The 14,033-nt window shown below is 73.1% G+C and carries 14 protein-coding genes and 1 pseudogene; 12 read left to right on the forward strand and 3 right to left on the reverse strand.

Annotation, left to right across the window (positions count from 1 at the left end; all coding sequences use genetic code 11):
- A partial coding sequence (locus DQ392_RS07755) for a transglycosylase SLT domain-containing protein (RefSeq protein ID WP_114014776.1) occupies nt 1–386 on the forward strand: 386 nt, incomplete at its 5' end.
- 153 nt (nt 387–539) lie between these two features.
- Entirely contained in the window at nt 540–1,499 is a 960-nt protein-coding gene (locus DQ392_RS07760; RefSeq protein ID WP_245981252.1) for an EamA family transporter, read from the forward strand.
- Nucleotides 1,500–1,643: 144 nt separating this feature from the next.
- Here DQ392_RS07760 and DQ392_RS07765 read toward each other — a convergent pair whose 3' ends face one another.
- On the reverse strand, nt 1,644–2,345 hold the full coding sequence (locus DQ392_RS07765; RefSeq protein ID WP_114014778.1) for a helix-hairpin-helix domain-containing protein: 702 nt from the start codon (nt 2,343–2,345) through the stop codon (nt 1,644–1,646).
- Between the two features lie 340 nt (nt 2,346–2,685).
- Here DQ392_RS07765 and DQ392_RS07770 point away from each other — a divergent pair, with 340 nt between their 5' ends.
- Genes DQ392_RS07770 through DQ392_RS07805 form a run of 8 tightly spaced genes read left to right on the forward strand, consistent with a single transcriptional unit; the run spans nt 2,686 to nt 10,835 of the window.
- On the forward strand, nt 2,686–3,036 hold the full coding sequence (locus DQ392_RS07770) for an NADH-quinone oxidoreductase subunit A (RefSeq protein ID WP_245981272.1): 351 nt from the start codon (nt 2,686–2,688) through the stop codon (nt 3,034–3,036).
- Entirely contained in the window at nt 3,027–4,238 is a 1,212-nt protein-coding gene (locus tag DQ392_RS07775; RefSeq protein ID WP_114014780.1) for a hypothetical protein, read from the forward strand. The genes DQ392_RS07770 and DQ392_RS07775 overlap by 10 nt, the downstream gene beginning before the upstream one ends.
- Nucleotides 4,231–5,169 (forward strand): complex I subunit 1 family protein, encoded by a 939-nt coding sequence (locus tag DQ392_RS07780; protein ID WP_114014781.1) that lies wholly within the window; start codon nt 4,231–4,233, stop codon nt 5,167–5,169. The genes DQ392_RS07775 and DQ392_RS07780 overlap by 8 nt, the downstream gene beginning before the upstream one ends.
- A 2-nt stretch (nt 5,170–5,171) precedes the next feature.
- Nucleotides 5,172–5,732 (forward strand): NADH-quinone oxidoreductase subunit J, encoded by a 561-nt coding sequence (locus tag DQ392_RS07785; protein WP_114014782.1) that lies wholly within the window; start codon nt 5,172–5,174, stop codon nt 5,730–5,732.
- Entirely contained in the window at nt 5,729–6,034 is a 306-nt protein-coding gene (locus DQ392_RS07790; protein ID WP_114014783.1) for an NADH-quinone oxidoreductase subunit NuoK, read from the forward strand. Before DQ392_RS07785 ends, DQ392_RS07790 begins: the two co-directional genes overlap by 4 nt.
- Entirely contained in the window at nt 6,031–7,902 is a 1,872-nt protein-coding gene (locus tag DQ392_RS07795; RefSeq protein WP_181856324.1) for a proton-conducting transporter transmembrane domain-containing protein, read from the forward strand. The genes DQ392_RS07790 and DQ392_RS07795 overlap by 4 nt, the downstream gene beginning before the upstream one ends.
- A gap of 6 nt (nt 7,903–7,908) precedes the next feature.
- Nucleotides 7,909–9,414, forward strand: a complete 1,506-nt coding sequence (locus tag DQ392_RS07800; protein ID WP_114014784.1) for a complex I subunit 4 family protein — start codon at nt 7,909–7,911, stop codon at nt 9,412–9,414.
- Nucleotides 9,411–10,835 carry an NADH-quinone oxidoreductase subunit N gene (locus DQ392_RS07805; protein ID WP_114014785.1) on the forward strand — a complete coding sequence of 475 codons (1,425 nt, stop codon included), beginning with the start codon at nt 9,411–9,413 and terminating at the stop codon, nt 10,833–10,835. Before DQ392_RS07800 ends, DQ392_RS07805 begins: the two co-directional genes overlap by 4 nt.
- A 165-nt stretch (nt 10,836–11,000) precedes the next feature.
- On the opposite strand, the pseudogene DQ392_RS34015 reads toward DQ392_RS07805, so the two are convergent.
- Nucleotides 11,001–11,417 (reverse strand): annotated as a pseudogene (locus DQ392_RS34015) (hypothetical protein); the annotation flags it as partial.
- Nucleotides 11,418–11,778: 361 nt separating this feature from the next.
- Between DQ392_RS34015 and DQ392_RS07820 the strand changes: the two are divergent.
- Nucleotides 11,779–12,606 (forward strand): NPP1 family protein, encoded by an 828-nt coding sequence (locus DQ392_RS07820; RefSeq protein ID WP_114014788.1) that lies wholly within the window; start codon nt 11,779–11,781, stop codon nt 12,604–12,606.
- Nucleotides 12,607–12,752: 146 nt separating this feature from the next.
- On the opposite strand, the gene DQ392_RS07825 is transcribed toward DQ392_RS07820, so the two are convergent.
- Complete coding sequence (locus tag DQ392_RS07825; RefSeq protein ID WP_114014789.1) at nt 12,753–13,163, reverse strand: rodlin; 411 nt, start codon at nt 13,161–13,163, stop codon at nt 12,753–12,755.
- Nucleotides 13,164–13,364: 201 nt separating this feature from the next.
- Here DQ392_RS07825 and DQ392_RS07830 point away from each other — a divergent pair, with 201 nt between their 5' ends.
- Nucleotides 13,365–13,946, forward strand: coding sequence for a DUF6328 family protein (locus DQ392_RS07830; protein WP_245981253.1), 582 nt, complete (start codon nt 13,365–13,367; stop codon nt 13,944–13,946).
- Nucleotides 13,947–14,033: the final 87 nt, after the last annotated feature.

The raw sequence follows: 14,033 nt of genomic DNA on the forward strand, positions 1-14,033 counted from the left end.
CCGACAAGGCCGACAAGAAGGCCGACAAGGCCGGCGAGAAGAAGGCCGAGAAGGGCAAGTCCTACCCCGACAACCTGGACGGCTGGATCCGTGAGGCCAAGGCCATCATGGACAAGCACGACATCCCCGGCTCCTACGACAGCATCAAACGCAACATCATCCGCGAGTCCGCCGGTGACCCCAACGCCGTCAACGACTGGGACGTCAACGCCCAGAAGGGCACCCCCTCCCGCGGCCTGCTCCAGGTGATCCAGCCCACCTTCGACCAGTACCACGTCAAGGGCACCCCCGATAAGCTCACCGACCCCGTCGCCAACATCGTCGCCGCCTGCAACTACGCAGCCGACCGCTACGGCACCATGGACAACGTCGACTCCGCCTACTGAGCAGAAGGCCCCCAGCCGACAACACCCCACACACCCAGCACACACGCACCACGCATGCGACACCCCGAGCGGGTGGGAGGAACACCCTCCCACCCGCTCGCCGCGTATGCCCCGCGTGGACATGCGGGATCCCGAGGTCTTCTACTGGAGGCCATGAGTCCGCATCCGTCCTGGTCCCGTCTCCGTTCTGCCTCGTCACGCCTGGGTGGGGCCCAGGCCGGGGCTCTGATGGGCGTCGCCTCGATGTCCACCGTCCAGCTCGGTTCCGCCCTGACGGTGCCGCTGTTCGACCGGCTCGGAGCGCCGGGCGCCGCCGGACTGCGGCTGGCGTGGGCGGGCGTGCTCCTGCTGGTGCTGATACGGCCGCGCCGCCGCTCCTTCACCGGGAGGGACCTTTCGGCCTGCGCCGTGCTGGGTGCCGTGACAGCGGGGATGATGCTGTTCTTCATGCTCGCGATCGACCGCCTGCCGCTGGGTACCGCGAGCGCGCTGGAGTTCCTGGGCCCCCTCGCGGTCTCGCTGCTCGGGCCCGGGGGCGGACGCCTCCGCTGGACTGCCGCCGCCGCACTCGGCGTCGTACTGCTGACCGAGCCCTGGCACGGCGGTGTCGACGCGGCCGGAGTGGCTTGCGCGCTGGCCGCCGCCGCGTGCTGGGCCGCCTACATTCTGCTCACCCAGCGTGTCGGGGACCGCGTCACTGGGCTGAGCGGGCTGGCCGTCTCCATGCCCGTGGCCGGCCTCACCGGGCTCGCCGTGGCAGCCCCTTCGCTGGCCGACCGGCTCGCCTGGCAGCCGGTACTGATCATGCTGGGGCTGGCCGCGCTCAGCCCGGTACTGCCCTTCGCTCTGGAGTTCCTCGCGCTGCGCCGCCTGACCGCTTCCGCGTTCGGCACGCTGATGAGTCTGGAGCCGGCCTTCGCCGTGCTGATCGGCCTGCTGGTCCTCGGGCAGGTGCCGGGCCTCGGGCCCGCGGTCGGCGTCGCCTTCGTGGTGGCCGCGGGTATCGGCGCGACCCGCGCCGGTGCCCGTGAGGTCCTGCCCTCACCCGCCGCCGCGCTCGCGCCCGACCCCGCGCCCGACCCGGGCGAGCCGGCCCCCGCGTCGTCGGCATGACGAGCGTGGAGAGGCGGGCCCGGCCGTGCCCGGGACACTGGACGGCACCTCCCCTGTCGCCCTGCGCCGCCCTGCTCCGCTGCGGCGGGTGCGGGGCGCGGATCTGCTGCGGCAAGTGCGGGGCGCGGAGGTGGCGGGCCGCCCTCACGGACTCGGCGGCAGGAAGATCAGCCGGTCCGCGACCGCGTCCAGGTGCCGCGGCGGCAGGTCCGTCGTGACGGACAACTCGGCGACGGAGGAGAAGCCTCCGAGTTGGCCGCGTGCCCGCGCGACCTCCGCTGCGCGGGGCGCAGGGAGGTGCAGCGCCTCCGCCAGCGCGGTCTCCGGCACGTTGTTGACGTCCACCAGACCACCGTCGGGAAACGGGCGGTCGCCGAGGTCCACGCGGCCGATCCGCAACTCCAGAGCCTGCCGCGGGTCGGACGCGGCGAGAGCGCGAGCGGCCTCGCGCGCGGCCTGCGCGTCCCGTTGGGCGGCCAGGGCCTCGCGCTGCTTCTCCAGTAGGGGCCGGAACGTGTGGTGATCCGTGCCGTGCGGTCTCCACACGGCACCGCGGATCGCGAACGCGTGCCCGGTCCCGACGACGAGGTTGAAGAACATCCCCGCTCCGAAGACGGTTTCGCTGGTCGCGGACACGTCCGGGTCGACGGTGAAGACGAGCGCGGTCGCCGCGAGGTAGGGCGCCGTGGCCACCGCCTGCCACCAGCGCTGCATGCGCGCCGCGGCGTGGATCATCATCGGCACCGTCGCGAAGCCGAGTGTGCACACGGGCAGTAGCGCCCACAGTGTCGTCAGTACGGCCCGCAGCAGGCGTGCACGCCTGATCGAGCGCTCCCAGTCGGCCATGCTGCCCCCCGGTGCGGTTCCGCCGTCGGCCAGTCGGTACTGCCGTGGACGATTTTACGGACCCTGCCCGCGCTCGCCGCGTTCCCGAAAGACGCCGACACGCCTTCGTTACCGGCCTGTGCCACCGCGGTCCCACCACCGGGACGGACGGGGCGGTTGGCGCGCCACGACCCGAACGGCCGGGCGGGGGCCGGTCCTGTGGCGCGCCTTCCACGGGAGCAGGCGGGCAGCGGCGACCCTCGAGATCCGGCACGGACACCCACGATTGGGCATGCCCCCTAGGGGTACACGCGCGCCGGACGGTCACCGTGGAAGGGAGCGGAAGGTGCTGAACGGCCCGGTGGGTGGCCTCGCCGCCGCGCTGTCGCTGTTGGCCGTGGTCCTGCTCGCGGTGGGCGGACTCCACGGGGTCTCCCGGCTGCTGCGGGTCTCGGCACAGCCGCTGTCCGCCGTCCCGTTCGGCTCGGGTCTTGAGCCGGCCGAGCACGCGGTCAGCCGGTTCCATGTGCGCTGGTACACGGTCACCATGCTCTTCCTGGCCTTCGACATGGAGATGGTCTTCATGTACCCGTGGACGCGGGTGGTCTCCGCGGTGGGCCCCGGCGCGGTGATCGAGATGTTCGTCTTCTTGGGGATCCTCTTCGCCGGGGTGACGTACGCCTGGCGGGAAGGCGCTCTGCGATGGACCTGACGGGAGCCTTGCTGCGGGCGACGGCTGCCCGGCCGCACGTCCTGCTCGTGACCACGCCGGGCGGAACCGCGGTGCGCCTGGCAGCCGAGCGCCACCTGCGCCGCCTCGACGTGCCGACCGCCGGCACCCCCGCGGACGCCGACGTCCTGCTCGTCGCGGGCCCTGACTGCCCTTCTCTTGAACCGGCGTTCGACCGGCTGTGGCAGGACATGCCCGAGCCGCGCTGCCGGGACCGCGTACGGGGCGCGGACGCGGTCCCCGACGTCGTCGACGACTGCCGCACCGTGCTGGCGTCCGCGACCGGTCGACGCGGAACGGCCGCACACGTCCCGGCGGAGCGCCCGTCGGCCGAGTTGCCGATGGCGGAGGTGGGTCCTGACCGTGACGGGCTGACGCTGGACCGGCTGCACGTGCCGCTGGGCCCCTTGCTGTCCGACTGGCCGACGGGGCTGACGATCCGCCTCACCATGCAGGGCGATGTCGTCGAACAGGCCCGCGTCGAGGGGCTGCCCGCGCAGGCGGCCACGCCCTCTCCCCCGTTCTGGGCGGAGCCCTGGCTGCGTGCGGAGGCCGGGGAGCAGGTGACGGTGGGCGCGGCCGCCCGGCGCCGGGCGGCCGCGCATCTCGACAGCCTGGCCCGGCTTCTGTCGGTGGCCGGGTGGCAGGCCGCGGCGACGACGGCCCGCCGGCTGCGGGACGAGCTGCTGACCGGCGCGGACGCCGCCGCCGTCAGGGCCCGCGTGGAGCGGTTCGCCCGCCGGGTCGGCCGGTCGAGGGTGCTGTACTGGCTGACCCGCGGAATCGGTGAGCTGACCGAGGCCGAGGCACGGCGCGTCGGCGCGCGCACCGGAAACGCGAGGCACGAGGTCGATGAGTGCGCCGGAACCGGCGCGGTGGAGACCGGGTTCGGCCCGGCGGAGGGCCGGGCCCGCGGTGATGTTCCCGCCCGGTACCGGGCCTGGCTCGCCTCCACCGTGCACGCCACGAGCCTGCTGGAGGACGCCAGCCCGCTGGGCGCCGACGGCGAGGGTCCGCGTGGGTGCGTGCGGGACGGCCTGAGGCCCTCGGCCGCCCTGGTCGCCGTCCTGCCTCAGCTGCTGCGGGGCGCTGAGCTGGCGGCGGCCCGGCTGATCGTCGCGAGCCTGGATCCCGACCCCGACGAGCTGGTGACCGCGGCACCGGGGGCAAGGGCCCATGGTTGAGGCGGGAGGGTGGTGGTCGGTGCTGCTCGCCCCGGCTCTGCTCGTGACGGGGGCGCTGCTGGCGGTGGCCGCCGACACGTGTGCGGCCGCACAGCACGCGGGCCGTCGCCGCTCCCTCGGCACGGTCGGGCGGCGGCTGCTGGAGGTCCCGCGGCTGCTGACGGCGCAGCCCCGCACCCTGCCGGCGGCCGACCGGCTGCTGTGGCGGCTCGGCGTGATCGTCGTCCCCGTGGGCGCCGTACTGTCCGTGCTGGTCGTTCCCTTCGGGCACCGTACCGTCGCCGACCTGTCGGTGGGCCTGGTCTGGTTCAACGCGATGGAGGTGCTCACCTGGGCGGGGCTCTGGCTGGCAGGCTGGGGCCCGAACTCCGCGTTCTCCCTGGTCGGCGGCTACCGTTTCGTCGCCCAAGGGCTGGCGTACGAGCTGCCGCTGATGTTCGCGCTGATCTCCGCGGCGACCGGGGCGCAGTCGCTGCGGCTCGGAGACGTCGTCGCGGCCCAGAGCGGCCTGTGGTTCGTGGTGTGGATGCCCGTCGCCTTTTTGGTCCATCTCGCGGGAGTGCTGGCCTTCGCCTTTCTGGGGCCGTTCGCCTACCCGGCAGGCCGCGATCTGGCCGGCGGCGTACTGGCTGAGGTCTCCGGGGTGGACCGGCTGCTGCTCCAGGCGGGCCGGTGGCTGTGGCTGACGGCCGGAGCCGCGATGGCGGTGCCGCTGTTCCTCGGCGGTGGCAACGGGCCGGTGCTGCCCGCCTGGGCGTGGTCGCTGTTCAAGACGCTGGCGGTGCTGGGCCTGCTGGTGTACGGGATGCGCCGGGTGCCGGTGGTGCGCGCCGACCGCTATGTGGAGCTCGCCTGGCTGGTGTTGATGCCGTTGACGATGGTGCAGGTGCTGGCCGTGGCGCTGGTCGTACTGGTCCGCCAAGGAGGTTGAGAGTGGACGCGGTGGTGCTGTGGAGCCTGGGCGTGGTGGCGCTCGCCTGCGCGGTCGCGGTGTTCGTCTGCGACTCGATGGCCCGGGCCACCTTCGCGCTGCTGGGTTCGCTGGTGTGCGTCGGCGGCGTGGTGCTCGTGCTCGGACTTCCCTACCTGGGCGTGGTGATCGTGCTGATGATGGTCATGGAGATGGTCGTGATGGCCGTCTTCATGATCGCCTACATGATGAACCCCGCCGGTCTGATGCCCATGTCGATGCTGCACAACCAGCGCGGCGCGCTCGCGCTCAGCGCCGCGGTGTTCGCGTCGCTGACCGCCGCCGTCTTCCTGGTGCCCTGGCCGCACCGGAGGGGGTCCCCGCCGCGCGACACGACGTTCCAGGTGGGGAAGGCGCTGATGGGCGAGCAGATGCTGACGATGATCGTGCTCGGTTTCGTGCTGCTGGCCACCATGGTCGCGGCCACCGTCCTGGCCCTGCGCCGTGGCCGCTACGACCGTCTCGGCGACGGCCTCGACCGGCGCCCTGCCCGGGATCCGGCCGGTGGAGGGGTCGGCCGATGACCTTCGAGTCGGTGTTCGTCCTCGCGGCAGGACTGTTCTCCGTCGGCCTGTTCGGCGCGCTGTCCCAGCAGTCCATCGTCATGATCATGATGGGCATCGAGCTGATGATCGGCGGGATCGTCGTGGCCGCGGCCGACTTCTGGCACTTCCTGGCTCCGGCCGCCGCTGACGGCCAGGTCGTCATCGTGGCCGCGGTGGTGGCGATGGCGGTGGAGATGGCCATGGGCTTCGCCGTCACCACCGCCCTCTACCGCGCCCGCCAGGTGGACACGACCGACATGGCCCAGGAGCTGAAAGGGTGAGCGCGCTGCTGTGGGCGCTGATCGCTCTCCCCCTGGGTGCGGGGGCCGTGCTGCTCGTGAGCGGACGCCGCTGGAACGCCCTCGCCCCCGGGATCGGACTCGCGGCCGCGGCCGGCACCTTCGGGCTCGCCGTCGCCTCCGCGCTGCTCCGGCCCGAGGCGAGCGCCCCGCTGTTCGCCGGGGTACGGGCCGGGCTGCGGGTCGACGGCCTCTCTGCGGTCCTCGTGGTCGCGGTCGCGGCGGTCACCACGGCGGTGCTCGTCGCCTCGCCCGGGGGGCTGGGGCCGCGGGACAACCGGGGGCGGTTCTTCGGGCTGATGCTGCTGTTCGCCGGTGCGATGACGGTCACGGTCACCGCGACCACCCTTCCCCTGCTGCTCATGGCCTGGGAGGTCATGGGGGCGACCAGTTGGGCGCTGATCGGCTACTGGTGGCGCCGGCCGGACCGGGTGCGGGCGGCCGACACCGCGTTTTTGACCACGCGCGCCGCCGACCTGGGCCTCTACCTCGCCGCGGGCGCCGCCGTGGCCGGCGGGGTGGGCTCCTTGGACCTCACCGCGCTGACCGGGGCTGAGGGAGGGTGGCTGCACGTGGCGTGCGCGGGCCTCGTCATCGCGGCGCTGGGCAAGTCGGCACAGCTGCCGTTCTCGTTCTGGCTCTCGCACGCGATGCGCGGCCCCGGTCCGGTCTCCGCGCTGCTGCACTCGGCCACCATGGTCGCCGCGGGCGCCTACCTGCTGCTGCGCCTGCGTCCCCTGCTGGTGGCCACCGGGTGGGCCGCTCCCCTGGTCGCCTGGGCGGGCGGCGTGACCGCGCTGGCTCTCGGCGTGGTCGCCGTGGCGCAGCGGGATCTCAAGCAGCTGCTGGCGGCGTCGACGTGTTCCCAGGTCGGCTTCATGGTGCTGGCCGCAGGTGTCGGGGCTCCGGCCGGGGGCACGCTGCAACTCCTCGCGCACGCCGCCGCGAAGTCGGCGCTGTTCCTGGCCGCCGGGGCCTGGCTGACGTCGCTGGGCACCGAGCAACTGCCCGCACTGCGCGGGGCCGTGCGCCGTCACCCGCTGATGGGGGCCGGGTTCGTGGCCGGCGCGCTGGCGCTGGCGGGGCTGCCGCCGCTGTCGCTGTGGGTGGCCAAGGACGAGGTCCTGGCCGCTGTCCGCGCGCAGAGCCTGGGGCTGTACGCCCTCGGCCTCGCCGCTGCCGCCGTCGCCGCCGGCTACAGCGTCAAGGCCCTGTGGTACGTCACCCGCCCGCCGCCGCACGACCACGGCGGCGGGCGGCGGCGCGGGACCCGGGGGCTCGGCCGCTCGGTGTCCACGCCTGTGGTGGTGCTCGCGGCAGCCGCCGTGTTCCTGGGCGCGGCGGCGCTGCCAGGCCTTTCAGGACCGCTGCGCGGCGTCGTCGGGGGCGACCGGGGACGCACCCCCGCCCCGTGGGAGATGGGGCTCTCGGCAGCTGTCGCCCTGGCCGCGGCGGGCGCCGCCTGGTGGTGGACGACGCGCTCCGCCCACTCCACCCGCACGGCGTCGCCCGCACAGCGGTGGGCGGCCGGCTGGCTCTGCACGGAACGGGCCGCCCGTGCGGTGCTGGTGCGGCCCGTGCTCGCGCTGGCACGGGCGCTGGCCGCGTTCGACGACCGCGCCGTCGACGGGGCCGTACGCCACCTCGCGCGCGGTGGCCTGGCGTTGGCGCGGGGCGCCGCACGGGCCGACGACCGTGGTGTCGACGGCGCCGTGCGGGCAGTGGCGTACGGCTGCCGCCGGCTCGGCGCGTGGGCGCGCAGACCACAGACCGGACTGCTGCACCAGTACTACGCCCAGGCCGTCGTCGGTTTCACACTGCTGCTCTCGATCGTGCTGTTGGTGAGGTAATCGTCCGTGCTGACCCTCGTCACCTTCCTGCCCCTGCTCGCCTGCGTCGCACTCGCCCTGGCACCGCGCTCGGTGCCCGACAGGGTGTGCGCGTGGGTGTGGGTCGGCACCGCCGCGGCCGATCTGGCGCTGGTCGTCGGCCTGTGGGTGGGCTTCGACCCGCACGGCGGCATGCAGTATCAGCAAAACCACCCGTGGATCCCCGCGGCCGGGGTGGGCTATCACGTCGGCGTCGACGGGCTCTCCCTGCCCCTGGTCGCCATGGCCTGCCTGCTGTTCCTGGCCGGCGCCCTCTACTCGCTGCGTGAGACGCGCCGGGTGCGCTCCTACGTGTGTCTGTTCCTCTTCCTGCAAGCGGTGAGCGTCGGGCTGTTCGTCGCTCTCGACCTGATCCTTTTCTTCGTCTTCTTCGACCTGTCCATCGTCGGGATGTTCTTCGTCGTCGCCGGCTGGGGCCACGGCGGGCGCGCCCGCGCCGCGGCCCTCACCTTCTTCCTGTACACGTTCACCGGATCGCTCGCCCTGCTGCTCGGCTTCATCGGGCTCTCCCTCGCCGCCACCCCGCACACCTTCGACCTGGTGGAGATGGTCCACGGCAACCCGCTCGCGGGACACGGCCTGTACGCGGGTCTCGTCCTGCTGGCACTCGGCGTCGGACTGGCCGTCAAGACGCCCACGGTGCCCTTCCACACCTGGCTGCCGCCCGCCCACACCGAGGCGCCCGCCGCGGGTTCGGCGATCCTGGCGGGCGTCCTGCTGAAGATGGGCGCCTACGGTTTCGTCCGCATCGCCATGCCGCTGCTGCCCGGCAGCTGGCGCCGGTACGCGCTGGTCTTCGTCGTCGTCGGCGCCGTCTCCGTCGTCTACGGCGCGCTGGTCGCGCTGGCTCAGACCGACTTCAAACGCATGATCGCCTACACGTCGGTCACGCACATGGGATACGTCCTCCTCGCCGTCGGCGCCGCGGGCGTCCTCGCCGGAACCGACGCACAGGCCCGTTCCCTGGCGGTGACCGGCGCGGTGGTGCAGATGGTCAGCCACGGTCTGCTCACCGGCGCGCTGTTCCTGCTCACCGGCGTCCTGCACGACCGCGGCGGCACCTACGCCATGGACGCCTACTCGGGGCTGTCCTGGCACGCCCCGCGGTTCGCCGCCGCCACCGGCGTCGCCGCCTTCGCCGGCCTCGGCATCCCGGGCTTCTCCGGGTTCATCGCCGAGTTCCAGATCCTCACCGGCAGCCTCGCCTCACAGGCCGTCGCGACGACGTTCGCGCTCACCGGCCTGCTGATCACCGCCGCGCTGTTCCTGCGCGCGCTCCGCCGCATGTTCCTCGGCCCCTCGCGCCTGCCCCCCGCCGCCCCCGCCACGGGCATCCGCGACCTCGTACCCAGCGAGGCGGCAGCGACCCTACCGCTCCTTGGTGCGGCACTCGTCATCGGCGTCGCCCCGCGCTTCCTGCTGGACGTCGTCGAACCGGCCAGCCGCACCGTGACCCAGCTGGTGGCCAGGTGAACGAGAACCTCACCGCGCTCCTGCCCGAGACGATCCTGCTCGGCGCCGCGGTGGTGGGCCTGCTCGCCGGAAGCCGGCTGCCCCGCCGCCGCCAGTGGGCCGTTGCCGTGCTCGCGGCGGCGGCCTGCCTGGCGGGCGTGGCGGCCACCGCCTGGACCATGGCCACCGGGCGCGAACAGACCGTCTTCGCCCACACGTTCGCCGTCGACGCCGCCACCGGCCTCGGCCGCCTGGCCGTATCGGGCGGACTGCTGCTGATCGTGGCGATGGCCGCGCGGACCGTACGCTCGCACGAGCGCGAGAGCGAGTTCTACGTCCTGCTGCTGATGAGCGGCGCCGGGACGCTCGTCCTGGTAGGCGCCAACGATCTGCTGCTGCTCTTCGCGGGTTTCCTGCTCGCGAGCGTGCCCACGTACGCGCTGGCGGCGTTCGCCAAGGACGGCCCGGGCACCGAGGCCGCCTTGAAGTACTACCTCCTCGGCGCCCTGCTCGGCACCCTCATGCTCGCCGGCACCGCCGTGCTGTACGGCGCCGGGGGCAGCACGCTCTACAGCGACCTGCGCACCACTCTCCCGCACGCCTCCCCCGGCCTGGTCGCCGTCGGCTCCCTGGCCGTGCTGGCCGGGGTGCTGTTCAAGGCCGGGGCGGTCCCCGCGCACTTCTGGGTGCCCGATGTCACCGACGGCGCCCTCGCCCCCGTCGCCGCCCACGTCACCACCCTGACCAAAGTCGGCGGGCTCGTCGCCGCCTACCGCCTCGCCCACCAGCTCCTGTGGGGCACCGAACTCGACTGGCCCTGGCTCTTCGCCCTCCTGGCCGCCCTGTCCATGTCGCTGGGGAACCTGGCGGCGTTCTTCCAGACCTCCGTCCAACGGCTGCTCGCCTACTCGACCATCGGCCAGGTCGGCTACCTCCTTGTCGCCTTCCCCGTCGCCCCGCGGACCGGTCTGGCACAACAGAGCCTGCTCTTCTACCTGCTCGCCTACACGGTGACCAACCTCGGTGCCTTCGCCGTCGTCACCGCGCTCCCCCACGCCCGTACGCTGGAGGACTACCGCGGTCTGGCCCGCCACCGGCCGCCTCTCGCCGCCGTGCTCGTCGTCTGCCTGCTCGGCCTGGTCGGCACCCCACCGACCGGTGTGTTCCTCGGCAAGCTGGAGATCTTCAGCGCCGCCGTCGAGGGCGGCTACACCTGGCTGGCAGCCCTGGCCGTCGCCAACACCGTCGCCTCGCTCTTCTACTACCTGCGCTGGCTCGCCCCCCTCTTCCGCCCCGCCCCCCGCGAGCAACCGGCCGCCGTCCACCGGACCGCGGGCCGCGGCCCCGTCACCACCGCCTGCGCCGCCGCCACCGCCTCCCTCCTCCTCGGCCTCACCGGCGGGACGCTCCTCCCCCTCACGACGGGACCTCTTGTGCGGTGATCCGCCGCCACGAGCCACGCGTGAGGACCCCACGGCCGCGTACGGTCCGTACGCTCGCGGCCACGTGTCGTTCGCAGGGCCGTGCGGCCGGATGCGCTCGTGGGGTCTCGCGGCCAGGCGCGGCTCGCAGGGCCTCGCCGCCATCGGGAGCGAGGCCCCGGCTCGTCAGGACGCGGCCGGCAGCGCCTCCAGAGCGCAGGCCGTCTCCCGGTGGCGGGCGGCCAGTGCCACACCCCGGGAGCCCGGATCTGACGAGTGCCACGTCCCCTCGCAGCCCACCAGCTCCGCCATCGCGTCGCACGTCGCCGGGTAGGCGGCGAGCAACTGCGCGGGACGGCCTCCGGCGCTCCCGCGGCCGGGACGTACGTCCTCGGCCGCGGGTTGTGCCCGCCAGGGCGGCGTCCACGCGTCCAGCGCGTCGAGCCGGCCGGGGAAGGTACGGCCGGCTTCCCGCATCAGCGGGTTGCCGAGCAGTTCGGCGCACCTGGCCCGCAGGTCGGCGCGGGCCAGGTGGCCCAGCTGGGTCTGCGCCGCCCACAGCAGTGCCGTCTTCGAGGCGTCCCGCGGGTGCGACTGGGCGAGCCGCTGGAGACCACGCCCTGCATCCCCCCGTCGGCCAGCTCGACGAACGGCACCTTGGCCAGCTTGCGCGGCCGCGCGGGGCGGTATCACCCGCGCCGCGCTCGCCTTCTCCCAGGCCATCAACGCACGTCCCTCTCAAACCAGTTGGGCTTCCTCGCCCCTGCGGCGAGGACAGGAAGAACATATCCGCGACCACTGACAACGCCGGGGGCCGCGCCTGGGACCGCCCCCGCGCCCGTGTGCCACCTCCACGACGAGCGACCTCCCCGCAAGGCTGCGGATTCCGACGCCCTCTTGGCAGGCGCGTGGGCGCCCGGCACTGTGAACCGCGCACCACAACCCCCCACTTCGGAGTGAACGCATGCGGAAGACACACCCCTCACAGGCGGCCGGGGAAACCCCCGCCGCGCTGCCCGCCCGGTCCACGAGATGGCGCACGAAGGCCCCGGCCGTGGTGGCCGGGGCCTTCGCACTGGTCGTCGCGCTGCCTGGAACGGCACTTGCCGATCCGCCGCAGGCGCTGCCCGCGAACGCGGGCGAGATGGAGAAGAAGTTCCAGCCGGCCTACGACTACGACAGGGACGGCTGCTACGCCACGCCCGCCATCGGCCCTGACGGCACGATCGCACCGGGGCTGAAGATCGGCGGCGACATGAACGGCAACTGCCGCGACGCGACCGACCTGGCGAACACGAACACCTACTCCCGCAGCAAGTGCGACAGCGGCTGGTGCGCCCTCGTCTACGCCTCCTACTTCGAGAAGGACCAGGCGGCACTGGGCGGCGGCAGCGCGGGCCACCGGCACGACTGGGAGCACGTGGTGGTCTGGGTCCACGACGACCAGGTGGAGTACGTCTCGACCTCGAACCACGGAGGGTTCACCGTCCACGCCAAGGACGCCCTGCCCTTCGAGGGGACGCATCCCAAGGTCGTCTACCACAAGGACGGCGTGAGCACGCACTGTTTCCGTGCCGCCAAGAGCGATGGTGGTGACGAGCCGCCCGAGAACCACGAGGGGGCCTGGCAGTATCCGGCGCTCGTCGGCTGGGACGGCTACGCCGCGGGGCTGCGCGAGACGTTGACCGGGGCCGACTTCGGCAGCGCCACACTGGGCATCAGGGACGACACGTTCGCCGACCACCTCGCCGGTGCGAAACCCGACGGCATCCCCTTCGATCCCCGGGCCTGAGGCGACCGGTCCACCACGAGAACCCGGCGGCGTACGACCGGCCGGCCGTGACCGGCTCCGTGGCCGCCTCCGTGGTGGCCGCGGAGCCGGTCACGGTGGGACCGCGTCCCCAACCGGGCGCCGCACCCGCCCGGTCGGGGGCCCGGTCAGCCGTTGCCCGCGCCGTTGCCGGCCAGTACGGGCACGTCGGACAGCAGGTGGGAGAGCGGCTCGTCGCCCTTGTCCTGGGACGAGTTGTCCGCGCACTGCTGGTTTTGCGGGTTCGAGAGAACGTTGACGTCCTGGACGGCCACGTTGGCGATGATGCCGACGACCGACCCCGCGTTGACGTCGGCGGGCAGACCCACGCACAGCTTGTTCAACGACCCCTGGACGAGGTCGAACTGCGGGCTCCCGTTCCCGTGGGTGGCGGCGTTCCCGTAGGTCTGGTCGGCACCGTTGCCGTTGACCGTGGTGGTTCCCCGGTCGTCTCCGATGGCCAGGGCCTGGGGTGCCGCGGCGGCCGACACGCCCACCAGTGACGCCGTGGCCGTGACCGTCGCCCACATCCTCTTCATCGCGTACTCCTTCTCGTCCGAGTCGTGTTGATCACCATGGCGAACACCCGTGGAGGGCGAGCGGTTATCCGGCTTCACTCGAACGGAAGCACGTCACAGGGGCGTTGGCCCGGCCGCCCGGGGGCGCACTCCTCCCGCACGTCCGCCGCATACATGCGGACGAGAGGGGCACTTGGAACTTCCACGAGCTGAGAGGACGCCATGACCCTCATGCACGAGTCGACCGGCCGGGCGGACTCCACACGCAACCCCACGGGGCATTCCGGCGTCGCAGGGGCCGCGCACGGTGAGGAGGAGCCGCCGGAGCTGGCTCGTGAGCGGGTCAACCGAAGATGGAGCGAGACTTTGCAGGAGACCCGCGTCGCCCAGACCGGGGTGCAGATCCTGTTCGGCTTCCTCCTCAGCGTCGCGTTCACGCCGCTCTTCCGCGACCTCGACGTCTTCGACCGCGTCGTCTACACCGTCACAGTGGTGCTCGGTGCCTCGGCGACCGCCGCTTTGATCGCACCCGTCTCCATCCACCGCTTCCTGTCCGGGCAGCGCATGAAGGACGACCTGGTCAACACCGCGAGCCGGCTCATGGTGTGCGGCATGGTGCTGCTCGCCCTCACCATCAGCGGGACACTGCTGCTGATACTCCGCGTGGTGGTGCCGGGGCTGCTGGCGGAGCTCCTGGTCGGCTCCGTCATGCTCTGGTTCGCGGTGTGCTGGTACGGGCTGCCGCTGTGGCTGCGCCGCCGCTCGGGCGGCCGGCCGCGGGGGCCCGGCCGCCCGAGGAGTTGACGCGCCGACGGCTCACCCTCCGCGCGGACGGACGACCCGTTCGCCCTCCGCGCGGACGGACGACCCGTTCGCCCTCCGCCCGGACGG

Source organism: Streptomyces reniochalinae (assembly GCF_003323735.1).
GTDB classification, from domain to species: Bacteria; Actinomycetota; Actinomycetes; order Streptomycetales; family Streptomycetaceae; genus Streptomyces; species Streptomyces reniochalinae.